26 protein-coding genes are annotated in these 24,372 nt (G+C 68.7%); 11 read left to right on the top strand and 15 right to left on the bottom strand.

The features are described from left to right. Positions 1 to 30 precede the first annotated feature (30 nt). Together N802_RS02870 and N802_RS02865 are read right to left on the bottom strand one after the other, a co-directional pair. Positions 31 to 2,259: an MMPL family transporter gene (locus N802_RS02870; protein WP_052109359.1), complete on the bottom strand. Its 2,229-nt coding sequence runs from the start codon at positions 2,257 to 2,259 to the stop codon at positions 31 to 33. A 156-nt stretch (positions 2,260 to 2,415) separates the two neighbouring features. Beyond that, complete coding sequence (locus N802_RS02865; protein WP_084071827.1) at positions 2,416 to 3,087, bottom strand: TetR/AcrR family transcriptional regulator; 672 nt, start codon at positions 3,085 to 3,087, stop codon at positions 2,416 to 2,418. 120 nt (positions 3,088 to 3,207) lie between these two features. Between N802_RS02865 and N802_RS02860 the strand changes: the two genes are divergently transcribed. After that, a complete protein-coding gene (locus N802_RS02860; RefSeq protein WP_156971255.1) occupies positions 3,208 to 4,251 on the top strand; it encodes a hypothetical protein in 1,044 nt (347 codons plus the stop codon). Between the two features lie 67 nt (positions 4,252 to 4,318). On the opposite strand, the gene N802_RS02855 is transcribed toward N802_RS02860, so the two are convergent. From N802_RS02855 to N802_RS02840, 4 genes are all read right to left on the bottom strand, one after another. After that, positions 4,319 to 5,209 carry an RNA polymerase sigma-70 factor gene (locus N802_RS02855; protein WP_035912043.1) on the bottom strand — a complete coding sequence of 297 codons (891 nt, stop codon included), beginning with the start codon at positions 5,207 to 5,209 and terminating at the stop codon, positions 4,319 to 4,321. Then, positions 5,206 to 5,802 (bottom strand): carboxymuconolactone decarboxylase family protein, encoded by a 597-nt coding sequence (locus N802_RS02850; RefSeq protein WP_035912038.1) that lies wholly within the window; start codon positions 5,800 to 5,802, stop codon positions 5,206 to 5,208. Before N802_RS02850 ends, N802_RS02855 begins: the two co-directional genes overlap by 4 nt. Positions 5,803 to 5,978: 176 nt before the next feature. Further along, a complete protein-coding gene (locus N802_RS02845) occupies positions 5,979 to 6,800 on the bottom strand; it encodes an ABC transporter permease (RefSeq protein WP_035912035.1) in 822 nt (273 codons plus the stop codon). Continuing rightward, entirely contained in the window at positions 6,797 to 7,696 is a 900-nt protein-coding gene (locus N802_RS02840; protein ID WP_035912032.1) for an ABC transporter ATP-binding protein, read from the bottom strand. Before N802_RS02840 ends, N802_RS02845 begins: the two co-directional genes overlap by 4 nt. Before the next feature lie 182 nt (positions 7,697 to 7,878). Between N802_RS02840 and N802_RS20980 the strand changes: the two genes are divergently transcribed. Then, a complete protein-coding gene (locus N802_RS20980) occupies positions 7,879 to 9,087 on the top strand; it encodes an endonuclease (RefSeq protein ID WP_035912029.1) in 1,209 nt (402 codons plus the stop codon). 124 nt (positions 9,088 to 9,211) lie between these two features. Here N802_RS20980 and N802_RS02830 read toward each other — a convergent pair whose 3' ends face one another. Beyond that, positions 9,212 to 9,688, bottom strand: a complete 477-nt coding sequence (locus N802_RS02830; RefSeq protein ID WP_035912027.1) for a GNAT family N-acetyltransferase — start codon at positions 9,686 to 9,688, stop codon at positions 9,212 to 9,214. Positions 9,689 to 9,724: 36 nt separating this feature from the next. On the opposite strand from N802_RS02830, the gene N802_RS02825 reads away from it, so the two are divergent. Both N802_RS02825 and N802_RS02820 read left to right on the top strand, forming a co-directional pair. Then, positions 9,725 to 10,120 (top strand): PPOX class F420-dependent oxidoreductase, encoded by a 396-nt coding sequence (locus tag N802_RS02825; protein WP_035912022.1) that lies wholly within the window; start codon positions 9,725 to 9,727, stop codon positions 10,118 to 10,120. Beyond that, the gene (locus N802_RS02820) at positions 10,117 to 10,470 is read left to right on the top strand and encodes a DUF952 domain-containing protein (protein ID WP_052109358.1); all 354 of its coding nucleotides are present in this window, start codon (positions 10,117 to 10,119) and stop codon (positions 10,468 to 10,470) included. The genes N802_RS02825 and N802_RS02820 overlap by 4 nt, the downstream gene beginning before the upstream one ends. Positions 10,471 to 10,551: 81 nt before the next feature. Here N802_RS02820 and N802_RS02815 read toward each other — a convergent pair whose 3' ends face one another. From N802_RS02815 to N802_RS02805, 3 genes are all read right to left on the bottom strand, one after another. Continuing rightward, positions 10,552 to 11,526, bottom strand: coding sequence for a permease prefix domain 1-containing protein (locus tag N802_RS02815; RefSeq protein ID WP_035912019.1), 975 nt, complete (start codon positions 11,524 to 11,526; stop codon positions 10,552 to 10,554). After that, entirely contained in the window at positions 11,523 to 11,873 is a 351-nt protein-coding gene (locus tag N802_RS02810; RefSeq protein ID WP_035912015.1) for a PadR family transcriptional regulator, read from the bottom strand. The genes N802_RS02815 and N802_RS02810 overlap by 4 nt, the downstream gene beginning before the upstream one ends. A gap of 132 nt (positions 11,874 to 12,005) precedes the next feature. Then, positions 12,006 to 12,917 (bottom strand): LysR family transcriptional regulator, encoded by a 912-nt coding sequence (locus tag N802_RS02805; RefSeq protein ID WP_035912012.1) that lies wholly within the window; start codon positions 12,915 to 12,917, stop codon positions 12,006 to 12,008. 83 nt (positions 12,918 to 13,000) lie between these two features. Between N802_RS02805 and N802_RS20125 the strand changes: the two genes are divergently transcribed. Continuing rightward, positions 13,001 to 13,174 (top strand): hypothetical protein, encoded by a 174-nt coding sequence (locus N802_RS20125; RefSeq protein ID WP_156971254.1) that lies wholly within the window; start codon positions 13,001 to 13,003, stop codon positions 13,172 to 13,174. Positions 13,175 to 13,326: 152 nt separating this feature from the next. Here the strand turns inward: N802_RS20125 and N802_RS02800 are convergent, their stop codons facing one another. Together N802_RS02800 and trxA are read right to left on the bottom strand one after the other, a co-directional pair. Further along, on the bottom strand, positions 13,327 to 14,259 hold the full coding sequence (locus N802_RS02800; protein WP_052109357.1) for an SGNH/GDSL hydrolase family protein: 933 nt from the start codon (positions 14,257 to 14,259) through the stop codon (positions 13,327 to 13,329). Between the two features lie 114 nt (positions 14,260 to 14,373). After that, positions 14,374 to 14,778: a thioredoxin gene (gene trxA, locus N802_RS02795; protein WP_035912010.1), complete on the bottom strand. Its 405-nt coding sequence runs from the start codon at positions 14,776 to 14,778 to the stop codon at positions 14,374 to 14,376. A 270-nt stretch (positions 14,779 to 15,048) separates the two neighbouring features. Here trxA and N802_RS02790 point away from each other — a divergent pair, with 270 nt between their 5' ends. Continuing rightward, positions 15,049 to 16,395: an aspartate aminotransferase family protein gene (locus N802_RS02790; RefSeq protein WP_035912007.1), complete on the top strand. Its 1,347-nt coding sequence runs from the start codon at positions 15,049 to 15,051 to the stop codon at positions 16,393 to 16,395. Between the two features lie 108 nt (positions 16,396 to 16,503). On the opposite strand, the gene N802_RS02785 is transcribed toward N802_RS02790, so the two are convergent. Continuing rightward, a complete protein-coding gene (locus N802_RS02785; RefSeq protein WP_035912005.1) occupies positions 16,504 to 18,324 on the bottom strand; it encodes an alpha-amylase family glycosyl hydrolase in 1,821 nt (606 codons plus the stop codon). A gap of 61 nt (positions 18,325 to 18,385) precedes the next feature. Here N802_RS02785 and N802_RS02780 point away from each other — a divergent pair, with 61 nt between their 5' ends. Continuing rightward, the gene (locus tag N802_RS02780) at positions 18,386 to 18,823 is read left to right on the top strand and encodes a DUF5990 family protein (protein WP_035912002.1); all 438 of its coding nucleotides are present in this window, start codon (positions 18,386 to 18,388) and stop codon (positions 18,821 to 18,823) included. Between the two features lie 49 nt (positions 18,824 to 18,872). After that, positions 18,873 to 19,577 carry a helix-turn-helix transcriptional regulator gene (locus tag N802_RS02775; protein ID WP_035912001.1) on the top strand — a complete coding sequence of 235 codons (705 nt, stop codon included), beginning with the start codon at positions 18,873 to 18,875 and terminating at the stop codon, positions 19,575 to 19,577. Between the two features lie 232 nt (positions 19,578 to 19,809). On the opposite strand, the gene fumC is transcribed toward N802_RS02775, so the two are convergent. Beyond that, complete coding sequence (fumC, locus tag N802_RS02770; RefSeq protein ID WP_035911998.1) at positions 19,810 to 21,213, bottom strand: class II fumarate hydratase; 1,404 nt, start codon at positions 21,211 to 21,213, stop codon at positions 19,810 to 19,812. A 29-nt stretch (positions 21,214 to 21,242) separates the two neighbouring features. On the opposite strand from fumC, the gene N802_RS02765 reads away from it, so the two are divergent. From N802_RS02765 to N802_RS02755, 3 genes are read left to right on the top strand one after another with little or no spacing between them, the layout of a single operon-like run. After that, positions 21,243 to 22,043 (top strand): HAD-IIA family hydrolase, encoded by an 801-nt coding sequence (locus N802_RS02765; protein ID WP_035911995.1) that lies wholly within the window; start codon positions 21,243 to 21,245, stop codon positions 22,041 to 22,043. Continuing rightward, positions 22,040 to 23,176, top strand: coding sequence for a GNAT family N-acetyltransferase (locus tag N802_RS02760; protein ID WP_342666737.1), 1,137 nt, complete (start codon positions 22,040 to 22,042; stop codon positions 23,174 to 23,176). The genes N802_RS02765 and N802_RS02760 overlap by 4 nt, the downstream gene beginning before the upstream one ends. 40 nt (positions 23,177 to 23,216) lie before the next feature. Beyond that, positions 23,217 to 23,606, top strand: a complete 390-nt coding sequence (locus tag N802_RS02755; protein WP_035911993.1) for a VOC family protein — start codon at positions 23,217 to 23,219, stop codon at positions 23,604 to 23,606. Here N802_RS02755 and N802_RS02750 read toward each other — a convergent pair. Continuing rightward, positions 23,603 to 24,372, bottom strand: a 770-nt coding sequence (locus N802_RS02750) for a sirohydrochlorin chelatase (protein ID WP_342666736.1), incomplete at its 5' end; no start/stop codon positions are given. The two genes, N802_RS02755 and N802_RS02750, sit on opposite strands and share 4 nt — an antisense overlap.

Below are 24,372 nucleotides of genomic sequence, written 5' to 3'. Positions count from 1 at the left end.
CACTGTGCTCGAGCCACCCGAACGTTTGGGTCACCGAGTTCCGATGAGCTCGCGTTCCTGTTCGTCGGCGACCTGGTCCTCGGCGAAAGCCCCGTCGGGGGTTGCGTCCGGCACCTCGGTGACCTCGGCACGAACGGTCGGCAGCAGTCGGTCGAGCCAGCGGGGCAGCCACCAGTTCCAGTCACCGAGCAACGCCATCGTCGAGGGCACCAGCACCATTCGGACCACCGTGGCGTCGAGCAGGATCGCGACGGCCATGCCGATCCCGATCTGCTTGACCACGACGTCGACCTCCGTGGCGAAGCCGAGGAAGACGGCGACCATGATCGCCGCGGCGCTCGTGATCACCCGGCCGGTGGCCGACAGTCCCTGCACCACGCTGGCGCGGCTGTCACCGGTGCGCAGCCACTCCTCGCGGATCCGTGACAGCAGGAACACCTCGTAGTCCATCGACAGCCCGAAGAGGATCGCGAACATGAGGATCGGCACCCAGCTCGAGATGGGCATGGCCTGATCGAGTCCGAGCAGGTCGGTGGCCCAACCCCACTGGAAAACGGCGGTCATCACGCCATAGGCCGCAGCGATGCTCAGCAGGTTCATCACGGCCGCCTTGATCGGGATGACCACCGACCGGAAGACCATCGCGAGGAAGAGCACCGACACCGCCACGACGAAGGCGATGACGATCCAGAGCCGTCCGGCGAGCAGATCCGCGATGTCGGAGAAGAACGCGGTGCCACCCGTCAGTTCGACACCCGACGGCAGGTCTGCGCGCACGTCGCGGACGAGATCGCCCATCCGCTCATCGGTGGGCCCGTATGCCGGGATCGCATCGAACACGGTGATCGCACCATCCGGGGAAGTCACCGAAGGGGTGATCGCCACGATGTCGGCGCGCTCGTCGAGGGCACCGGCCACCTCGGCCACGTCCCCCTCACTCAGCGCGGTTCGGTCGGTGACGATCGTGAGTGGACCGTTGGCGCCGGGTCCGAACTCCGCACTGACGAGGTCGTAGGCGCGGCGCGTGGTGAGTTCGGTCGACTGGCTGCTCGGGTCCTGCGGCCAGGTGCGCATCTGGAGGGCCGGCAGCGCCAGGGTCATCAGAACGACCGTGGCGGCCACCGCCCACAGCACCGGGCGGCGCGAGACCTTGCGAGCCCAGCGCGCGGTGAGCGGCATCCGAGAGAGCCGACCGTCAGGAGCACCCACCCCGCCAGGAGTCGTGGCCACGGCTCCGTCCGTGCGGGCGAGCTCGCGACGCACGCGACGCGGCAGGATCCGCCGACCGGCAAAACGGGCCAGCACGGGCACGAGGGTGAGCGACGCCGCAGCCACGCTCACCACGGCGATCGCCGTGGCAAAACCGAACGCGCTGTAGGTCGGGAGGCCAGCGAGCCGCAGCCCCATGAGCGATACGAGCACGGTGCTGGACGCAAAGACGACCGAGCGCCCAGCCGTCGCGACCGCACGGCCCGCCGCCTCGGTCACGGGGTGACCCTCCGCCAAGAACTCGCCGTGGCGCGTGACGAGCAGCAGCGCGTAGTCGATCCCCACCCCGATGCCGACCATGGAAGCCACCATCGGCGCGGAGTTGCTCACGTTCATGGTCGCGGCGAGCAGGGTGATGCCGGCGGAGCCGACACCCAGGCCGACGAGCGCACTGGCGATCGGTAGCCCGGCACTGACGACGGAGCCGAAGGCGAACACCAGGATCACCAGTGCTGCTGCAATGCCGATGATCTCGCCCTGGCCCTTCATCGGCGCGGCGGCACTCTCCGGCACGTCCCCACCCAGTTCGACCTGGAGCCCGGCGTCACGCAATGGCGTGACGGCCCTGTCGAGTGGGTCGAGATTGCCCATGAGGTCCGGGTCGGTGACGGGGACGTCGTAGGCCACGGCGACGACGGCCGTGTCACCGTCCGCGGACCTCTGGGCCGGCACCGCCGAAACGACGTGGGGCATTCCCTTGAGCCGGCTCTCGAGGGTCGCCAGGTCGGCGTCGCCGAGCCGATCCCCGGTCGGATCGTGCACGACCACCCTGGCGGAGGCGTTGCCCGCACCGGGCAGATGCTCCCGGAGTTGCTCGATGCCCACCTGGGCCCGAGCGCCGGGAATGTTGTAGTCCTCCTGAGGCGTGCCGCCGAAGGCTGCTGCCAGGCCGAAGAGGGCTCCCGCTGCGATGAGCCAGGCGCAGATCGTGCGCCACGGATGGGCTGCGCTGGCGCGGCCGAGCCTGTGGAGGAACGAGGACAGAGACATGGTGATGTCCTTGGCTGGTGGTGAATGGGTCACGACCAGCGTCGGATCACCCGCTTGAGCCCCACTTGGGAACGACTTGGGACGTCGCGAGCGTGCGGTGAGCACACGGCATACGAAGGCATGAAATCCCGTATGCCGTCCGCTCACCTCCGCGGGTCAGGCGCCAAGATCCCCGGTGAGGTAGTGCTGCACCGTCGGGCCGAGCAGGGCGACGACCTGCTCGTGCGTCAGGCTCGCGTGCGGCTCGATCCGCATGACATGCCGGAGCATGACCATGCCGACGAGTTGTGAGGCCGCGAGACCTGCCCGAAGCCGCGCTTCCTCGGGGTCGATGTCGCCCAGCCCCCGCGCATACAGGCCGAGAATCTCCTTCGATGCGAACTCCGCGAGCGCCTGGCGCGCGTCGTCATGGGTCATTGCGGACCGGAACATTGCGACGAACGCCGGGCCCGTCGCCGGGTCCTCCCAGATGCCGACGAAGGTGTCGACGAGCCGGGCGCCGGCGACCTCCGGCCCTTCGGCGAAGGCGTGGGCGATGGCCTCCGCCGGCTTGACCGGCATCTCCACGGCCGCCACGAAGAGGTCTCTCTTGTTGCCGAAGTAGTAGGGCACCAGGGCCACATCGACACCCGCCGAACGGGCGATCCCGCGCAGGCTCGTCGCGGCATATCCGTTCTCGCTGAACGACTTTCGCGCCTCGGTGAGGATCAGCTCGCGCGTGTCCACATCACCACGGGGGCCGGGCCGCGACGTCGCCTTCGGAGCACGACGCGCAGGACCGGCAGGACCGGCGGGACGGGAAGCGGGTGTGGAAGGGGTGCGCGGCATGCCCCCACCGTAATCGCCCACCCCTTCCAATTCAACAAGTGTTGAATTTCGCCGGAATCTCCTCTACCGTGAATCTCAACAGTTGTTGAAACCTCACGAGAACACGAGAAGGAGAGCGCGATGACCACCACCGACACGGTCGCCGGATCCGGACCGGACACCACCCGCGGCGCAGCCGACATCACCCATTCCCCCGCCACCGCCGTCACCGCGGGGAGCCACCGCCCGCCGACCGCAGCCATCATCGGCGCCATCCCGGTCGCGCTGGCCGCCGTCATCGCCCTGGTGCTCCTCGCCTTCGGCCTCCCGGGCGTCAAGGCCGCCCCGCACGACGTCCCGGTCGGCGTCGCCGGCCCCCAGGCCGCGGTCAGCCAGATCACCGGCACGCTGGACCAGGCCCAGCCGGGCGCCTTCGAGGTGGAGGCCTACGCCGACGAAGCGGCACTCACCGCCGCCATCCGCGACCGCGAGGTCTACGGCGGCATCGTCGCCTCCCCGTCCGGTCCGACCGTGCTCACCGCCTCGGCTGCCAGCCCGGTGGTCGCACAGACGCTCACGGCGATGGCGACCGGCATGGCGCAGCAGTCCGGCGCAAGGCCTGCGGTCCGGGACGTCGTGCCATTGCCCCAAGAGGACCCGCGTGGCGCGGGGCTGGGCGCGTCGATGCTGCCGCTCGTCATCGGGGCCATCGCGCCGGCACTCGTCCTCGCCCGCTTCGGCGCCCGCCGTCGCGTCACGCTGGCTGCCGCGAGCGTGTATGCCGTGGTCGCCGGTCTGACGTTCGCCGCCATCGTGCACTTCTGGTTCGGCAGCCTCAACGGGAGCTACCTCGCCGAGGCTGCGGTCATGACCGCGACGATCGCCGCCGGGCTGTTCGCGCTCCTCGGGCTCCACCGCGTTCTGGGCATGGCCGGCTTCGGGCTCGGCGCCGCAGCGCTCGTACTGCTCGGCAACCCGCTCTCCGGAGCCTCCTCCGCGCCCGAGTTCCTCGCCGCTCCGTGGCAGCAGATCGGTCAGGCCATGCCTCCGGGTGCAGGATCGCAGGTGCTGCGGTCAGTCGCCTTCTTCGACGGCGCCGGCGCGACCCAAGGCTGGATCGTCCTCGCGGTCTGGGCCCTCGCCGGACTGGCCCTCCTCGCGCTCCCGGCCCGCAAGCAGAGCTGAGCCGAAACGGGTAGGCGAGCGGACGGCATACCGAGGCTTCAATACCCCGGTATGCCGTCCGCTCACGTCATCGGGTCAGCGGCACTTCCGCGAGGATCCGGGAGAGCTTCTCGGGGTTGCGGATCGCGTAGCTCCCGGTGATGAGCCCACCTTCGACGGCGAAGGTGAAAACGCTGTCGACCTCGCCGTCGAGACGCACCAGCAGCGCCGGCCAGCCGTTGACCTCAAGTGGCTCGAAGGTGATCGTGCCCGGGAACTGCGCGAAGCCGGCGGTGAACAACCGCGACACCTTGTCTCGGCCATGCACCGGTCGCGGCAGGGCCTGCTTGACGCCGCCACCATCGGCCAGGGCCACGACATCGGGCGCGAGGATGTCGGCGAGCCCCTGCAGGTCGCCGGTCTGCAAAGCCGTCCGGAAGGCAACCACGGCAGTCTCCGCCTCGGCCCGAGTGACGTCGACGCGCGGCCGCCTCGACTGGACGTGGGAGCGGGCCCGGTGGGCGATCTGGCGTACCGCCGCCTCGCTCTTGTCGACGGCCTGCGCCAACTCGTCGTAGTCCAGCCCGAAGACCTCCCGCAGCACGAACACCGCGCGCTCCGTGGGCGACAGCGTCTCGAGGACGAGCAGCATCGCCATCGAGACACTCTCGGCCAGTTCGACGTCCTCGGCGACGTCACGGGTCGTCATGAGCGGCTCGGGCAACCACGGCCCGACATAGTCCTCGCGCCGGCGCGACACCGTCCGCAGCCTGTCCAAGGCGGTCCGGCTGACGATCCGCACGAGGTAGGCGCGCGGATCGTTGACCTCGGCGTGGTCCACGCGCTCCCACTTGAGCCACGCGTCCTGGACGACGTCCTCGGCGTCGGCCGCAGAGCCGAGCATCTCGTACGCGACGGTGAAGAGCAGGCTCCGATGCGTCGTGAACGGGTCTGCGATGTCCGCGGCGGGTTGCGTCATGCGCTCGACGTTACGGCGGCTGCGGCAGGGGTCGCGAGGGGCGCCAGCCCACAGGCGTCCGCGAACTCTTCGGAGTGGATGCCAAGGGCGACGTTGCCGCGGGCCGTGGCGTTCATGAAGCCGACCTTGGTCGTGAGTTCCACCAGACCAGCCGGGCCCAGGTCGTCGAGGAGGGCCGCGGACAACTCGTCGGTGACCTCGACGGGGGTCTGGCACATGGCCTCGGCGTACTCCATGACCCGCCGCTCGACCGGCGTGAAGACGGCCGACTCGCGCCAGCGCGGGACCTCACGCGCCTTGGTCTCGTCGAGGCCGTGGTTGTGCGCCATGAAGTAGCCGAAGTCGAGGCAGAAGCTGCAGCCGATTGTCGCGGCCGCGGCCATCGTGGCGTAGGTGCTGAGGTTCTTGTCGAGCTTGTCCCACGAGTCCAGCTTCCGGCCGTAGGCCATCGAGGCTTTGAGTGCGTCCTTGTGGTGCCACAGCACCCCCATGGACTCCGGGACCTTGCCGAACATCCGGCGCGACATGGTCTTGACGATCTGCCCGAGGATTCCGTCAACCGGTGCTGCGGGGATGCGTGCCGTGGTGCTCATGGTGTCCTCCTGTCGTGGGCGGCGGATGCTGCCCTGTGACATGAAGACGCCGGTCGCCGGGCTGCTGTGACAGCCCCACCGGAAATTCTCACCACAGCGGACCGGCACCGCTCCCCCTCGCAGGGGAACGGTGCCGGACGAGGTGATGTTGGTGTGCGAACCCGAGGGTGGGCCGCCTACTTGACCTCGGAGCGACGGACGAGGAGAAGCCCGATCGCGAGAGGGATGGCCAGCCAGAACAGTCCTGTGACGCCCAATTGGGCCCACTGAGTACCCGTCAGGCCGCCCTCGAACAGGGCGCCTTGGGCGAAGTTGAAGTCCACCCACGGCTGCAGGTCCCGGAACCACTTCTGGCTGGAGGCCAGCAGCATGGCCAGCGGCGCGAGGGCGAAGTTGTAGACGAAGTAGGCCACCATGGCGCCCGGTGAGTTGCGGATGAGGACGCCGAGCATGAAGCCGATCAGCATGTTGAGCACGGTGGCGAGCGTGATGGTGAGCGCTTGGCCGAATGCGAGGTCCCACACGGGGTCGATGCCGGCGATCGCGGCTCCGAGCAGGTTCCCCAGGGCGCCGACGGCCAGGGCCACGACCATGGCGGCGACCCCGACAGCGATCGCCACGACCAGCTTGGCAGTGATGACCCGACCGCGATGCGGCACGAGCGTGAAGGTCGTGAGACCGCTCCTCTGGCTCCATTCGCTGGTCACGGAGAGGGCCGCGATGATCGGGAGGATGATCACCATCGGCATGCCGACCGCCGCACCGAAGTTGTCGTAGGTCAGGTCCGCCTCGGGAGCGAAGACCAGGACGGCTGCCGTGGCCAGAATCGCGAGGATCCCGATGCTGCACATCAGCCACATGCCGGAGCGGGTGTTGAACATCTTGCGCAGCTCGACCTTCAACAGTCGGCCGGTGGGGATGGCTGAGTGCGTCGGGCGCCGTTGCGCGGCAGCCGAACTGGCAGGGCGTTCGGTCGGGGTCAGGGTCGTGGCGGTCATGCCGCTACTCCTTCTCGCTGGGTGTCGGCGGTGAGCTCGAGGAACATCTCCTCGAGGCCCGCGCCGTCTGCGGACTTGAGTTCGGTGAGGGCACACCCGGCATCCCGGGCGATCCGGCCGACGAGCGTGGGGTCGGCCACGGTGCGCAGTGCCCCGTCATCGGACGCGGTGAACTCCACGCCGCCACGGGTGAGTGCGTCGGCAAGGGCCGCGCGATCCGGGGTGCGAACGACGGTGCCGGCGGCGGCGAGGAGCTCGTCCTTGGTCCCGTGGGCGACGATGCGGCCGTTTCCGATCACGACGATGTCGTCGGCGATGACCTCGATCTCGTGGAGCAGGTGGGAGGAGAGCAGGACGGTGCCACCGTCATTGGCATAACCACGGAGGAGGTCGCGCATCCATCGGATGCCTGCGGGGTCGAGACCGTTGGCCGGCTCGTCGAGGATCAGCACGTGCGGGTCGCCGATGAGAGCGGTGGCGATGCCCAGCCGCTGCCGCATGCCGAGCGAATAGTCGCGCACGCGCCGGCCGGCCTCTGTCGGGGTGAGACTCACCCGTTCGAGCATCTCGTCGACGCGGGACGTGGGGAGGCCCATCGTCATGGCGGCGACGGTGAGGATCTCTCGTCCAGTGCGGCCGGCGTGCTGGGCCGAGGCGTCGAGCAGGACGCCGACCTCGCGGCCCGGGTTGGGCAGGTCGGCGAAGTGCCTGCCCTCGATGGTGGCCGATCCGCTGGTGGGCGGTGTCAGCCCGACCATCACGCGCATCGTCGTGGACTTCCCGGCGCCGTTGGGGCCGAGGAATCCGGTGACCCGCCCTGGGCGGGCGGTGAAGGAGATGTTGTCGACGGCGACGTGGTCGCCGTACTTCCTGGTGAGTGATTCGACAGTGATCATGACGGCAAGCCTCGCGTCGGGACCCCCGCCTTCACATCGGGGACGGGACCCGATCGGCCCCTTGGATCACCCCGAGTCGCCTCAGGGTCCCCACCCCGAGTCAGGGTTCTTTGCCGAACCCTTGCCGAACGCTCACCGAGCCTTTGCCCCATGCCTCGTATGCCGGGTGCAGGCTGTGCGCCATGCCCACCACCGCGCCCCTCACGTCGCGCAGCCAGACCCGCGTCACCACCCTCGTCGCGCTGCTCCTCGTCGCCCTCCTCAGCGCCCTCGCGCTCACCGCCGTCACGGCACGCACCGCCACCGCCGCCACTCCCCTGACGGTGAGCCAGGCGATCGCGACTCAGAACGGCACGTCGCAGACGGTTCGCGGCTACATCGTCGGCGAGCCCGTGGCGACGTCGACGGTCAACCGGAGCAACTTCTCGGCCGACTACGCCATCGCCCTGGCCGACTCGGCGAGCACCACGGACACGACCAAGATGGTCTACGTCCAGCTGACGACGCAGTGGCGCAACGCATGGGGCCTCAGGACGAACCCTTCGCTCTTGGGCAAGCGGGTCGACGTCACCGGTCAGCTGACCGCCTACTTCTCCCACGCCGGCCTGAAGTCGCCGACGGCCATCGCGTCCGTGGGTGCAACGCCCACTCCCACGCCGACCGGCACCTCCACACCCACCCCGACTCCCACGTCATCGAACCCGACCGACACCTACTACGCCGGCGCACTTGGCAAGTCCGGCTCGGCCCTGCGCAGCGCACTGCACGGGATCATCAGCGACCAGTCGGTGCTCACGTACGACCAGGTGTGGACGGCGCTCAAGGACACGGACCAGGACCCGAACAACGCGGCCAACGTCATCGAGATCTACTCCGGTCGCTCGATTGCCAAGTCCAACAACGGTGGCGGCGTCGACCAGTGGAACCGCGAGCACGTCTGGCCGCAGAGCCACGGCAGCTTCGGCACGACGCCCGGCCCCGGCACCGACGTCCACCACCTCCGCCCCGAGGACGTCACGGTGAACTCCGAGCGCGGGAACCTCGACTTCGACAACGGTGGCTCGGCCGTGAACCAGTGCTCGGACTGCTGGCGTGACGGCGACTCGTTCGAGCCGCGCGACTCGGTCAAGGGCGACGTCGCGCGAATGATCCTCTACATGGCGATTCGCTACGAGGGTGGCGACGGCTTCGCCAACCTGGAGCCCAACAACGTCACGGGCAACGGGTCCACGCCCTACGTCGGGCGGCTCACGACCCTCAAGGCGTGGAGCGCGGGCGACCCGCCGGACGCCTTCGAGAAGCGGCGCAACGACCGCATCCACAGCCAGTGGCAGGGCAACCGCAACCCGTTCATCGACCACCCCGAGTGGGTCACCTCGATCTGGCCCTGACCCCTCCCACTGCGTCCGCAACATTGGTCGTGATGGCGACCACAGTTGCGGACGCAAGGGGTGAGCGGAAGGTGGGCGGACGGCATACACACCGCTCTTTGCTCCCGGTTTTCAAGGTATCCGCTCAGGCGCCGAGTTCGGCGAGCGCTGCACCGTCCATGCGGAAGGTCGTCCACTCGTCCTGCGGGACCGCACCCAGGCTGCGATAGAAACCGATCGACGGCTCGTTCCAGTCGAGGACCCACCACTCGAGACGCTGGTAGCCGCGCTCGACGCACACCCCCGCCAGCGACGCCAGCAGGTCGCGCCCCAGCCCGCTCCCCCGGTGCTCCGGCTGGACGAAGAGGTCCTCGAGCCAGATGCCGTTGACGCCGGTCCACGTCGAGAAGGTGAGGAACCAGACCGCCAGCCCGACGACCTCACCATCGACCTCGGCGACGTGCGCGAACGTCGTCGGCGTGCCCGACTCCGGGAAGAGCGCGGCGTGGAAGTGCTCCTCGGTCGCCTCGACCGCGTCCGGCTCCTTCTCATAGACCGCGAGCGCGTGCACGAGTTCGAGGATGGCCGGGACGTCGTCGGGGGTGGCCTCGCGAATTGGCATGGAGGCGAGGGTATGCCGCGACGTAGGTTGGGTGCCATGGCGTCCGTTCCCGAAGCCCATGCCCACCTGCTCGAGGACCCGAACTTCGGCCACTTGGCCACCGTGCGGCCCGACGGCTCCCCCCAGGTCAACCCGATGTGGTTCCTGTGGGACAAGGAGTCCAACACACTGCGATTCACGCACACCAACAAGCGGGCGAAGTTCCGCAACCTGCAGGCGAACCCGGCGATGGCCCTGGAGGTCATCGACCCCGACGACCCCATGAGGTTCGTCGAGGTCCGGGGTCGGCTCGTCGAGGTCATCCCTGATCCCGATGGTGGGTTCTACCCGGTGCTCGGGGCGCGCTACGGCAACCCGATGACGCCGATCCCGCCGGACAAGGCCGACCGCGTCATCCTCGTCATGTCGATCGACAAGGTGACGAAGCGGTGAGCGTCATCGGCCCCGGCCACATCCACCACGTGACGTCGCCTCGGACGTGGGAGCAGGCCGTGTCCGACGGCGCGTTCACCGAGTCCACGCTGGGCCGGTCACTGGCCGAGGAGGGGTTCATCCACTGCTGCGACCCGGAGCAACTCGGCTTCGTGCTCACGACGTTCTATGGGGACGTGGAGCACGAATTGCTCCTGCTGACGATCGACCCTGAACTGCTGGAGTCGCGGCTGGTCCGGGAGGTCGGCAATCCCGAGACGGGCGAGACGTTCCCGCACATCTACGGCCCGATCAACCCGTCGGCCGTCATCGAGACCCAGCTCCTCCACCCACCCCACACCCGTCCCTAAGCCACCCAATAGGACGCTTGGGGACATTGAAAGTTCAATGTCCCCAAGCGTGCTATTGGGTGAGTTCGGGACGGGCGGTCCTCAGGCGGTGCGCTGGCCCTGGATGGCGCGCCGGGCCTTGAACACCGCCGTGATCGCGTCCCAAGCCGCGATCGCGACGATGAAGAACGCGACCACGGGCGTCGAGATCGCCCACTCCGTCGACCAGCCGAACTTCTCGCCAAGCACCTGCGGGAGGTCGGTGAGGAGTTCGTCTCGGGAGAGCAGCCACAGCATGAGGATCGCCGCCCCAGCATTCGTGGCCACGTTGATCGCCGCCAGGGTGGGCGTCCACCGCCCGACCCGCCACACGGCAATCGCCAGCAGGCCGTCGACGACGAACAGCGCCACGAGAGCCACCTTCCAGACGGCGTGCAGGTCGGGGTTGAGCACCTGGACACCGTTCTCACCGACACCCGAGAACTGCCACGCCACGAGCCCCGCCAGCGCGAAGGCGAAGACCGCCTCGACGATCGTCTCGCCGAGTCCGACCTGCCGCCAGGGCACCTCGGTCGTGAGTTGGTTGGGCTTCCACGCGCTGAGGGGTTGGTCGCGCTCGGACTCGGGCCGCTTCCACTCGATGATCGCGAACGTCACCGTCACCCAGAAGGCCAGGTGAACCGCGACCGACAGCACGAGGAGGAACGCTTCCAGCAGGAGCGAGCCCCAGTTCTCGTCAGTCGTGGCGACCTTTGCCGTGAAGTTCGCGACGAAGGCGAGCGGCAGCACGATCGCGGGCAGAATCCGCATGAGGCGAACCCAGTCCGGATAGACGCCGGGACCGATGAGGTATGCCGGCCGCCCACCATATTGCCGCGCGAGGACTTCGGGGTCGCCGAGTTCCGAGACGGCCTCCTCCTCCGCGACGGCGGGATCGGTGCCGGCGTCGACCTTGGCGTCGACGGCGTCGGCGATCGTGGCGCGCAGTTCGCGGGCGACGTCCGGCCCGGTGTCGGCTCCCAGGTGGCGGGTGACCGTCCAGACATAGCGGTCGGTCAAGGTGCTCTTGGTCGTCATTGGTTGTCTCCTCGGTCGTGCGCCCCATCCAGGGCCCCGATCGCCGCGTCGAGCGATCGCCATTCGGTCATCAGCTGGTCGAGGACGCTCGCGCCGTCGGGGCTCACCCGATAGAACTTGCGCGGCCGTGCCTCGTCGGTGTTCCACTCGCTCGTGAGGAGCCCCTGCTTCTCGAGCCGTCGCAACAGCGGGTAGAGCGTGTTGCCGTCCACCGCGAACCCGGCGTCGGCGAGGGTCTCGAGCAACGCATAGCCGTAGCGCGGCTGCGAGAGCGTCGTCAGGCAGGCCAGGACCACGGTGCCCCGACGGAGCTCCTGCAGGTGTCCTGCGATGAGATCTTCGTCCATGCGTCACACCATAGTGTGTGACACACAGTGTCGTCAATCGCACATGTCTGTGCCAGCCGATGGAGACGCACTCCCCGCAGCGTCCGCAACATTGGCTGCCCGGGCGACCACATCCCCGGACGCAAGCGCGGGTCAGGCGATGGTGGGGCGACCTCGGCGAGCCGGGTGAGTGTTGAGGTCGATGAGCATCTCGAGCATCCGCTCGGCCGCGGGGTTGGGTCGACCGGTCTCGCGCACCATCGCGGCAATCTCACGGACCGGAGCGGGGTCGGTGATGCGCAACCGCGTGACCTCGGGCGGCAGCGATCGGGCCGCCAGCCGCGGCATGACCGACACCCCGACGCCCGCGGCGGCGAACTGGATCGCCGAGTAGTGGTCCTGCGCCTGCACCGTGAACCGCGGAGTGAATCCCGCTGCGGCGCACGCCTGCACGAGGATCTTGTGCCCGGGATTGCCGACGAGGTCGTTCGACACCCAGGTCTCACCCCGCAGGTCCGCCAGCGCCACGGACCGCTGGCTCGCCAGTTCGTGGTCGCGCGCCACCACCGCGACGTAGGGGTCGTTCGCCAGGTAGACCCGTCGATAGCCCGCACGCGGGGGCGAGTCCGGGAGGTCGGTGATGATGTCGATGTCCGGCGTGACGTTGCGGCTCGTCACCTCGGTGAGGACGAGGTCGACCGTGAGGTCGGACATCTCCGCCGTGAGCTCCTTGACGAGCGCGGGCATCCACGCGGAGCCGGCCGACGCGAAGTACCCCACGGTGAGGCGCCCCGTGCGCCCTTCCCGGAGGTCGGCAACGACGGAGTCGAGGCGCCCCCACTGGCTCATCGCCTCCTCGCTCTGGTCGGCCAGCTCGACCCCGGCCTGGGTTGGGACGATGCCGCGCCCCTGTCGCTGGAACAACGTCAGGCCCGTCTCGCGGGCGAGCGCGGCGAGGTGCTGGCTCACCGCGCTCGAGGTGAGTCCGAGATTGTCGGCTGCGGCCTGCACGCCACCACTGCTCACGACGGCGCGGAAGACCCTGAGACGGTGCGGGTCGAGCATGTCCCCGATTCTACAGTGTTGCTTAACTACTCCGTAGTAAAGTCACGTTGTGCTAACCAGTTGAAGTCGGGATCATTGACGACATGATCCCCCGCACCCAGACCATGACCTCCGCCCACCGCATCGCCGAGCGCCTGCGCAACTTCCGCCGCGCCGGAGCCTCGGGCTGGAACACCACCGTCGACATGGACTACACCCGCGCGAGCCACGAGCTCATGGTCGCGGCGCAGTACCAGCAGCACCACCGCAACGTCTGAGCCCCCCCACGGCTCCGACCTGCACCCCTTCACCCGCTCCACCCGATCCATCGCTCCGCCGTGCCCACCGGCCCGGCGCAGGCACCCGCAGCCCAGCGCTGAACCGCACCACGGTTCAGCGCTGACTCATGTCCGGGGTCATCGACCGGAACTCAGCGCCCGCGCAGCTCACGCACACGTTCGTCGAGGGCATGCAGTTCGTCGTGGCGCTCCTCCCGCACCAGCCTCGTGAGAACCTCGACGTTCAACCCGAACCGTCGCGCCCCGTCGAGACTCTGCGTCGAGAGCAGGTCCGGGAGGCGGAAGGTCGGCGCCTCACCCCTGCGGGCCGGCCCCTCGACCACCCGCACTGAACGCTCCGGACCGACCTCGCCCGCCATTCCCGCCGCAAGCGCGCCCGCCACGAGCCGCGCATAGGCAGCGTGCCCCGCGAGGTTCGGGTGATAGGACTCCTCGAGCGGCCACGCCACGCCGTTGAGCCACTCCTCCCGGTCGCAGATGGCGTGCCCGTCGAAGTCGCTCCGAGGATCGACGAACTCGACGCCCACAGCCCGCGCTGCACCCTCGATCACGCCGGCCAGTTCACCGATCCCGGCCTCGATGCGCCGCATCTCGTGGGGGCTGAAGAACGTCAGCGCGTTGCAGTCCTCACCGTTGAACAACACGGGGTATGCCGTCGCCACCACTCGCGCTCTCGGCGCACCGTCGCGGATCCTCGCGAACATACCCTCCAGGCGAGCGGGCAACTGCGTCCTGAGGATGACGAGGGCCTCGCCGATGGCCAGGTCGGAGTCGACCATCCACGACGGCTTCGCGCATTCGACGAGCACCGGAACGAAGCCGATGTCGTTGCCGCCGATGGTCACCGACACGTGTGTCGTCTCGGGCCCGAGCGCCGCGAGCTGGTCGCGCAGGACGTTGCCGATGGTCGCCCCGAGGCACGCCTGGTAGGCGACGTCGAGCCCGAGCCTGCGGCCCACGAGCACGGGATAGCCCTCCACCGCCCGCCAGCACTCGCTGCGGCGTGCACCCCCACCGACGCCCGCGGCGTACGAATCGCCAAGGGCGACGTAGGGCATCGACATGCGCCCATCCAAACAGCCGGCAGCGACAGGCCGCACGCGCACCGGACGCCGCGGACGACAGAACCCCGCGCCAGCCGTGGGGCGAGCGGGGTTCTGTCGTGAGGTGGTCGCGGGTCAGGCCGGCGCGGAGCCGTCCTGGGGTGCACCGTTCTGGGGGGCACCGTTCTGGGCCGCGATCTTGGCGTGGAGCTCATCCATGTCGATGCCCTTGATCTGGCCGATGAGGTCCTCGAGCGCCGCGCCGGGGAGGGCGCCGGGCTGCGAGAAGACGAGGATCGAGTCACGGAACGCCATGAGCGTGGGGATCGACGTGATCTGGGCCGCGGCGGCGAGCTGCTGCTCTGCCTCGGTGTCGATCTTGCCGAAGACGACGTCGGGGTGGTTCTCCGACGCCTCCTCGAAGACGGGGGCGAAACGCTTGCAGGGGCCGCACCAGTCGGCCCAGAAGTCGACGAGCACGATGTCGTTGCTCGTGACGGTCTTCTCGAAGGAGTCGGCGGTCAGCTCGACGGTGGCCATGCGGATATCTCCTGGAACTCGGGGAGGGGTGGGGTCGTTCTCGGAGGTGTCAACACCGGAAGGTGCACAAATCATCCGACGGCGGGCGGACGGCATACACACTGCCTGTCCTGTCGAGGCTCGACAACCTGCCCGGAGACACGCCACGGGCGCGCGTCGGTACAGGGAGATCACGACGCGCGCCCGGCTGGGGGCCACGTTAGCCCTACTCGCGGGTCATTGAACAGTTTTTGACCATGTGACCCACGACGCGTTGCGAAATCGGCCCATATGCTGCCAAGGGTGACGACGACCACTGACGACGACCGCGCGCACGTCTTCCACTCCTGGTCCGCTCAGGCCCAGATCACCCCTGCGGAGATCACGAAGGCCCAGGGATCGCACTTCTGGACCGCCGACGGCACGAAGTACCTCGACTTCTCGAGCCAGCTCGTCAACGTCAACATCGGCTACCAGCACCCCAAGCTCGTCGCCGCGATCCAGCAGCAGGCGGAGCGACTCCTCACCGTCTCGCCCGCGTTCGCCAACGACGTGCGCTCCGAAGCAGCGCGCCTCATCGCCGAGCTGGCGCCGGGCGACCTGGACTCGGTGTTCTTCACCAACGGCGGCGCCGAGGCGACCGAGAACGCGATGCGCATGGCGCGCCTGCACACCGGGCGCCAGAAGGTTCTCACGACCTACCGCAGCTACCACGGGGCCACGGCGGGGGCGATCGCCGCGACGGGCGAACCGCGCCGGTGGCCGTCGGAGCCCTCGGTGCCGGGGATCGTGCACTTCTGGGGCCCGTATCTGTATCGGTCGGCCTTCCACGCGAGCACCGAGACCGAGGAGTGCGAGCGCGCACTCCAGCACCTGCGCGACACGATCATGGTCGAGGGCGCCTCGACGATAGCGGCGATCATGCTGGAGACGGTGGTGGGCACCAACGGCGTGCTGGTGCCTCCGGGTCGCTACCTCGCCGGGGTGCGCGAGATCTGCGACGAGCACGGCATCGTCTTCATCGCCGACGAGGTCATGGCGGGCTTCGGGCGGTGCGGCGAGTGGTTCGCCATCGACCGCTGGGGCGTCACGCCCGACCTCATCTGCTTCGCCAAGGGCGTGAACTCGGGATACGTACCCATCGGTGGGGTCGTCATCTCGCGGACGATCGCCGACACGTTCGCCGACCGGCCCTATCCCGGTGGGCTGACCTACTCGGGCCACCCTCTTGCCTGCGCCTCCGCGGTCGCGTCGATCGGCATCTTCAAGGAGGAGGGCATCCTCGAGCACGTCCGTGGCGTCGAGGAGACCGTGCTGCGGCCCGGCCTGAAGGCGTTGGCGGCCAGTCACCCGTCCGTGGGTGAGGTCCGTGGCGTCGGATTCATGTATGCCGTGGAGCTCGTCCGCTCCCAGGAATCCCGTGAGCCGTTGGTCCCGTTCAATGCGTCCGGAGCGGCGGCCGCGCCGATGGGGGCGTTCGCGGCGGCCTGCCGGGAGCAGGGGCTGTGGCCGTTCATCCACTTCAACCGGACGCATGTCGTGCCGCCGTGCACGACGACGGCCTCCGAGATGCGTGAGGGTCTGGAGAAGCTCGACGCCGCCCTCGCCGTCGCCGACACCTACACAACGTCAGCGTGAACGGCTCCTAGAGCGACCTTTGACGCTGACGTTGCGCAACACCCTCATCGTTGCGTCAGCGTGAACGGCTCCTAGAGCGACCGTTGACGCTGACGTTGCGCACCAGGGTCAGGTCTCGCGGGTGAGGACGACGGCGCTGTAGGGGCCGAGGGTGAGGACGGCACTCTGCTCACAGCCGTCCATCTCCGGCCCCGACGCGTCGACGTCGAAGGCATCGACCCCGCCGAACTCCGGGGCATAGAGCGGTGAGTCGGAGTTGAACCGCACCTTCCACAGCCCCGGCGCCGGGAAGCCCACCGCGAACTCGCCGAACACCTGCGTCGAGAAGTTCAGGACGACGACGGTGTCGTCGTGAACCCCGCCCTCGGCCCATCGGTGCAGGGCGATGACCTTGGCCTCGTTGTCGACGCGCAGGAAGTTGGCGCCGACGCCTCGGAGCCCACGGCTGACGCCCTCGGCGTTGCGCCGCAGGCGAATGAGATCCCGGTGGAGGGCGACGATGCCTGAGTGCTCCTCGGACTTGCCCCAGTCGAGGGCGACCGAGTCGTCGAACCACCGGTCCTCGAGGAACTCCTGCCCCTGGAAGAGCATCGGGATCCCCGGTGAGCACATCACGGTGACGAAGCCCAGCGCGGCGCGCTTCTTGGCGGCCCACGAGTCGGCGTCGCCGGGCGCGACGGCCTCCGGCAGTCGTGTCTTGCCGTTCGCGACCTCGTCGTGCGACTCGGTGTAGATGACTCGACTGCCCGCCGGTCCTCGGCCCGAACCGTCGATGGCACCGGCCACCGCGCCCATGTCCCGGTGCTCGTCACTCAGCTCGGTCAGGGCCCGTCGCACCGGATGCACGAAGCCGGCGTCCCACTGCGCGTGGAACCCCAACCCGCCCTGCTCGGTCATCGTCGTCACGGTCGGGTCGTTCTGGAGGTCCTCGGCGATGAGCAGCTTCCAGGGCTGGCTGTCCCGGATCTCGGTCGTGAGCCAGCTCAGGTAGTCGGCGCCGTCGGGGATCGCCGCGCCCCCGTCCCACGTCCCGCCGGTGACGGAGCGGATGTAGTTCGTCGCGTCGAATCGCAGTCCGTCGCATCGGAACTCCTCGAGCCAGAGCATCGCACTGTCTCGGAGGAAGCCACGGACCTCGTGCCGCCCGTAGTCCGGACGCGTCGCGCCCCAAGGAGTCTGGGCGCGCCAGTCGTTGTAGAAGTAGATGCCGCCCCCGTCGTTCTCGGACCAGCCGTCGAAGCGCCACAGGTCAAGGTCCGAGGGTCCGATGTGGTTGTGGACGACGTCCGCGATGACGGCCATGCCGTGCTCGTGCGCAGCCTTGATGAACTGCTTGAAGGCGTCCGGTCCGCCATATCCCGACTCGACCGCGAAGACGTGACTCGGGTTGTAGCCCCAGGAGATGTCCCCGGCGTACTCGAACGGCGGCATCACCTGGATGACCGAGACCCCGAGGTCGCGCAGGTGGTCGAGGCGTCCGATGGCAGCCTCGAAACTGCCCCTTCCCTCGACGTCGCCGGCTCCGAAGGTGCCCACGTGCATCTCGTAGATGACCACGTCGTCCCAATCCGGCATACGGAAGCCGTTCTCTCCCCAGTCGAACGAATCCGGGTCGTAGACAACGCAGTTGCCCACGGAGTTGGTCATCTGACGGGCGTAGGGGTCGGCCCGCCACACGACCTCGGAGCCGGTGTCGACCTGGAACTGGTATTCCTGCCCGGCCTGCACCCCCGGGACGTGGACCGACCACGTGCCCGAGCTGCCGTCGCCGTCACGCTCGAACTGCGGGTTGTTGCCGCTGTCCCACTCGTTGAAGTCGCCGATGACCCAGACGTGCAGCGCATGGGGCGCCCACACCCGGAAGGTCACGCCGCCGTCGACCAGCGTGGCGCCCATGCCGCCGTGGGGGGAGGGTGCGGTGAAGTCCATCCTCACAACGTAGTGCGACTGTGTCGCCCTTCCACGACGCCACACTTGGGACCATGGCGGCATGGACGTGCGCATCGTCGGCCAACCGCTGCCGTCTCCCGTCATCGGGGGACGCACCGTCCTTGTCGGTATGCAGCGTGGCCGCGATGTCGTGACGCCGCGCCCGATCTCCGGGTCGTCGATGGTCTTCGATGCGGCTCTGGACGTGGTGGTCACGCCGGAAGGGGTGGATTTCCGTGGGCCGTGGGTGCAGGGGAAGCGTGGTGACCGCTTCCTCTACCTCTCCTGGGGCACGGACGAGGGCGACGGGTTCGTCATGGAGCGCCGGGCGAAGCTCATGCTCGGCGTCCTCGACCCCGAGGAGATGGTGACGGCGGAGTCGGACGATGTCCTCGAGGGGCGGCTGTCGCTCGTCGACGCGCGTGGTGAGCCGGTCTGCGCAGCCGTCAGGCCACCGACCATTCGGTGGGCACTGCGTGGATCGGCGGATCCTGTCTGACGTCGTGCCGGATACTGGTCCGGAGAATCTCAGGTGGAAGGTGGTGTCGATGTCAGAGGCGCAACGGCTGGCATTGGCGCTCAGGGCCGACCTCGGCGAGGCCTGCCGCGACGGCGTGACCGCGCCACCGAACCTCACCCTCCTCGGTGTCGGCCAGCGCGAGGTGATGGCGGGCCTGGCCCGGCTCGAGAGCACGACTCAGCGTTCTGCATGGAGCCTGCTTCCGCACCTGATCTTCGATCCGGAGGACTTGGGCTACGAACTCAACCCCCGATCGACGAACCGGGGCGTCGACCTCCAGGTCGTCACCTCTCCGCGCACGATCCGGTTCAACCCCCTCCTCACCTCGTTCAGCCCCTGGGTGCGCGTGGGACCGGTCCCGATCCGGATGATCCTGTGCGACGAAAGGTTCGCCGTGCTCGAGGGTCCGGAGACCCTGGCCGGGGACACCACGGCGTGGCTGACGACCGGCGGCGAGTTCCTCGACCAGGCGCGCGCCCTGTGGGCGGCGACCTGGCAGGAGTCGCGCGCCGTCCTCTCCAGTGGCGAGGAGCCGCCCCTCAACGCGCGCCAGCTCGAGGTGGCAAGGCGCGTGTGCCTGGGCAGGACCGACGCCGCCATCGCACGCGAACTCGGCACGTCCGAGCGCACCGTGGCCCGGGATGTCTCAGTGATCCTCGACCTGACCGAGGCGCGCTCACGTGCCGAAGCGGTGCTCAACATGTTGGGGCGTGGCCGTCAGAGCCGCACCTGAGCACAGGCCACCTGTCGCAGCGGCCGGTCTGGCGGGGGTGTTCGCGCGCCCCTCCCCCTGCCCACGAACACCTCCCGCCGACCGTTGCGCGACGGCAACGCGAAGGTCACGGGACCCACCTGCCGTCCCGTGACGACATGAGGATGACTGTCCGAGTGGCCCCGAGTCGAGCATGTGGCGAGAACTCGCCACGACCTTGACGTCCGCGCTTGCGCCTTGCTAACGGTGCCGTTCAGGGGTGCGTCATGTCCTCGGGCACGACCCACTCGTCGAACTGCTCCGCGGTCAGATCACCGGACTCGAGCGCGGACTCGCGCAGGCTGATGCCCTTCTTGTGGGCGTTCTTGGCGATCGCGGCCGCCTTGTCGTAGCCGATGTGCCGGTTCAGGGCCGTGACGAGCATGAGGTTGCTCGCGAGGTTCGCCTCGATCCGCTCGGTGTTGGGCTCGATCCCTCGCGCACAGTGTTCGGTGAACGACCGGCAGCCGTCAGCCAGCAGGCGGATCGACTCGAGCACCGCGTGCGCCATGACGGGCTTGTAGACATTGAGCTGGAAGTTGCCCTGCGACCCGGCGAACGCCACCGTGGCGTCGTTGCCGAAGACCCGGGTCGCCACCATCGTCAGCGCCTCGGCCTGGGTGGGGTTGACCTTGCCGGGCATGATGGACGAACCGGGTTCGTTCTCGGGAATCCTCCACTCCCCCAAGCCATTTCGCGGCCCGCTTGCATACCACCGCACATCGTTGGCGAGCTTCATGAGCACCCCGCCCAGGGTGCGCAAACCAGCTGACACATTGACCAGCGCGTCGTGCGCCGACAGGGCCGCGAAGAGGTCCGGTGCCTGCCGGAACGCCTGCCCCGTCTCGTCAGAGATCCTCTCCGCCGTGAGCGCGCCGAACCGGGGATGCGCATTGAGTCCCGTCCCGACCGCCGTCCCGCCGATGGCGAGAGCGCGAGTCGACTCCACGGCATACGCAAGGGTTTGTGAAGCGTCGTCGAGCTGCGCGACCCAGCCGCCGAAGACCTGGCCGAGTGTCACCGGGGTGGCGTCCTGGAGGTGGGTTCGGCCGACCATGACGACGTCCTTGTATGCCGTCCGCTTGCCATCGAGGACCTCGCGCAGCTCCGCGACCGCAGGCTCCAACCGCTCGACCGCCTCGAGCACGACGGCGATGTGCATGGCCGTGGGGAAGGTGTCGTTGCTCGACTGCCCGCGATTGACGTGGTCGTTGGGGTGGACCGGTGTCTTGGAGCCGCGCTCACCACCGGCGAGCTCGATGGCGCGGTTCGACACGACCTCATTGGCGTTCATGTTGGACTGTGTGCCGGACCCGGTCTGGAAGACGACGAGCGGGAACTGCGCGTCGAGGTCACCCGAGATGACGTCGTCGGCCGCCCGTGCGATGAGCTGTGCGACGTCGGCAGGGAGCTCGCCGAGCTCACCATTCGCCTGTGCCGCAGCCTTTTTGAGGATCCCCAACGCCCTGATCATGGGGCGCCCCCACACGAACGTGTCGCGCCCGATGTCGAAGTTCTCGATGCTGCGCTGGGTCTGTGCACCCCAGTACGCGTCAGCCGGGACCTCGATGGTCCCCATCGTGTCGGATTCGGTGCGGTGTGCCTGAGGTTCCACCATGGGTACACGGTAGGCACCACAATGGCGGAATGACAGAGCCACATCCGATCGAGACCTGGCTCACCGACATGGATGGCGTCCTCGTCCACGAGGAGCACGCCATCCCCGGCGCCGCCGACTTCATCGCCGCGCTGCGTGCGGCCGAGACGCCCTTCCTCGTGCTCACGAACAACTCGATCTACACCCCTCGCGACCTGCGAGCGCGTCTGCTGTCCAGCGGGATCGACATCCCCGAGGAGTCGATCTGGACCTCGGCCATGGCGACCGCGCAGTTCCTCGCGGACCAGCGACCGGGCGGCACGGCATACGTCGTCGGCGAAGCCGGCCTGACCACAGCGCTGCACGATGTCGGCTACATCCTCACGAGCCGCACGCCCGACTACGTCGTCCTGGGCGAGACCCGGACCTACTCGTTCGAGCAGATCACCCAGGCGATCAGGCTCATCGAGAAGGGTGCCCGCTTCATCGCGACGAACCCCGACGTGAGTGGCCCGTCGCACGAGGGCACGCTCCCCGCCACGGGGTCCGTCGCCGCCCTCATCTCGACCGCAACCGGGCGCCAGCCCTACTACGTCGGCAAGCCCAACCCGCTCATGATGCGCAGCGCCCTCAACCGTCTCGACGCCCATTCCGAGACCACGGTGATGGTCGGCGACCGCATGGACACTGACATGGTCTCGGGGCTCGAGGCAGGGCTGCGCACGGTCCTCGTTCTCACCGGTTCCACGCGTCCGGATGCCGTCGAGCTGTTTCCCTATCGGCCCACTGCTGTGGTGGACTCGATCGCCGACCTTGTCCACATCGTCGAGTCCAGAGGACCCATCGCATGACCTCGCAAACGCCAGATCCGTTGTCCGAGACCGAGATTCCGCCGCACCAGTCCGGTTTGCCCGATCTGACGGGTATGCCGTCCGGCTGGGTTGCGCGCGTCCCGTCCCGCGACGACGTGGCTGCGCTCATTGCCCTCACCGAGGCCGAGCAGGTGGCGGCCAAGGGCTCGAGTTCGGTCGACCCAGACCTCGTCGAGAGCAATGTCGCCGGCACCGGGTCGTGGACGAAGCACCAGGCCGTCGTCACCGACGCCGACAACACCATCCTCGGCTGGGTGTCGGTCCACGACCGGGCGGGCGGGCGCACCATGCTCGAGGTCATCGTCGCCGTGGAGGGCATCTCCGACGAGGAGGCCGACGCGCTCGCCGCTGCGCTCTACGCCTGGGTGGAGGATGCCGGGCGGGTGTTCGCTGCAGGCCGTGAGCTTCCCGGGACCCAGTTGGACGCCAGCGCCTACGCCGCCGACGAGCGCCAGCGCCGGTGGCTGGCCGCTGCCGGCTATCGCCAGACCCGGACGTGGTTGCAGATGTCCCGACCCGTGTCCGCCGCCGAGGCGGAGGAGGGCGCCCTGCCCGGTCCCCGTGAGGGCGTGACGATCCGGCGCGTGGCGAAGCACGACAACGGCCTGCCGGTGGCTGCGGATCTCCAGACGGTGCACCGCATGCTCGAGGAGTCGTTCGCCGACCACTTCAACAGCTATCGGGAGTCCTTCCCCGAGTTCCTGACCCGCCTGCGTGAAGACCCCGGCCACCGATGGGACCACTGGTGGATCGCGGAGGTCGAGGTCGACGGCGAGGTCGTCCCCGGAGGAGCCGTCGTGTCCTCCATCCTCAAGCCGGACGCATCCGGCGCCGAAGGCAGCTACGTCGACTACATCGGTGTGCACCGCACCGCGCGCGGTCGTGGCGTGGCCAAGGCCCTGCTGCACAGCGTGATCCAGGACGCGGCCGAGCGCGGACGCAATCGGGTCGGGCTCGAGGTCGACGACGACTCCCCGACCGGAGCGGACGGTTTGTATCTCTCGATGGGGTGGGTCACGGCATACAAGACGGAGTCATGGCACCGGGACATCACCGCGGAAGATGACCCTGCGGAGCCCGCCGCAGCGAACCCGACGGAAACCACCCCCTGAGGGGTCGCCACGGCGGCGCGCTTGGGCCTACGGTCGAAGCATGATCAGCGCACTGCACACGCTCATCTATTCGGACGACGCTCCGGCGACGCGGGCCTTCTTCCGCGACGTGTTGCAGTGGCCGTTCGTCAGCGACGAGGTGCCGGAGGGCGAGCCGGAATGGCTCATCTTCCAGTCAGGGCCGAGTGAGCTCGGGGTCCACCCCACGACGGGCGAGGGCGGGTTCCACGCGCCCAAGCACCATTCGATCTCGCTGCTGTGCGACGACCTGGCGGCGACGATGGACGATCTGCGGTCTCGCGGCGCGGAGTTCACGACCGAACCGGTGGACCGTGGGTTCGGCATCGTCGTCTTCATGGCCGTCCCTGGAGCGGACGACGTCATGCTCTACGAGCCGCGCCACACCGTGGCCCACAACCTCGACAGTTAGACCAGGCGGCTGAGGACGACGGCGAGGAGGGCGTCGAGTCCTGAGCTGTCGGAGTCGCCACCCGCAGCGAGCGCCGGCGTGACGACGTCGGCACCTGCGTCGCCGAGTCGGTCGTGGAAAAACCCCTCAGCGAGAAGGTACGACGCGACGGCCACGCGGTCGGCTCCACTGTCCCTGGCCGCAACGACAGCGGAGGCGACCGACGGCTCGGTGCCAGCGGCATACGCCACGGTCACGGGGCCATCCCAGAGCTGGCCCAGCTGAAGGGCGGCGAACTCCACATCGTCTGCTGCCACAGGACGGCTCGATCCGGCGGCGGCGAGCACGACGTCCGCCGATCGCTCGACGCCGGCCGCCACGAGCCGGTCGACCAGCAGCTGGGCGAGGAGCGGATCGGGGCCCAGAGGTGCCACTGCGCGGGAGCCGGGGTGGGCGGCGACTGCATTGGCGATGTCGACATCGACATGGAAGCCACGGCTCAGCAGCAACGGCACCACCACCACCGAGGCGTGCCTCGTCATGACGTCGTCGAGGACCGCGCCGACGAGGGGTTCCTGCACGTCGACATAGGCGAGGGCCACCTCCTGGGTGGGGAGCGCTTCGTCGACGCGGCGCGCCAGCCGCCGCACGGTCTCAGCCCCACGCACGTCACGAGTTCCGTGGGCGACGAGGACGACTGCGGTGTGCTCCATGGTCGCCAAGTCCAGCACACGAGTGCCATGGCACGGCGCGGCGTGTGCCCAACCGAGGAATTCGGGCTCTCCTG

Source organism: Knoellia sinensis KCTC 19936 (genome assembly GCF_000768705.1).
GTDB classification, from domain to species: Bacteria; Actinomycetota; Actinomycetes; order Actinomycetales; family Dermatophilaceae; genus Knoellia; species Knoellia sinensis.
Note: the sequence above shows the minus strand (reverse complement) of the source record. Positions and strands in the feature narration are given on the sequence as shown.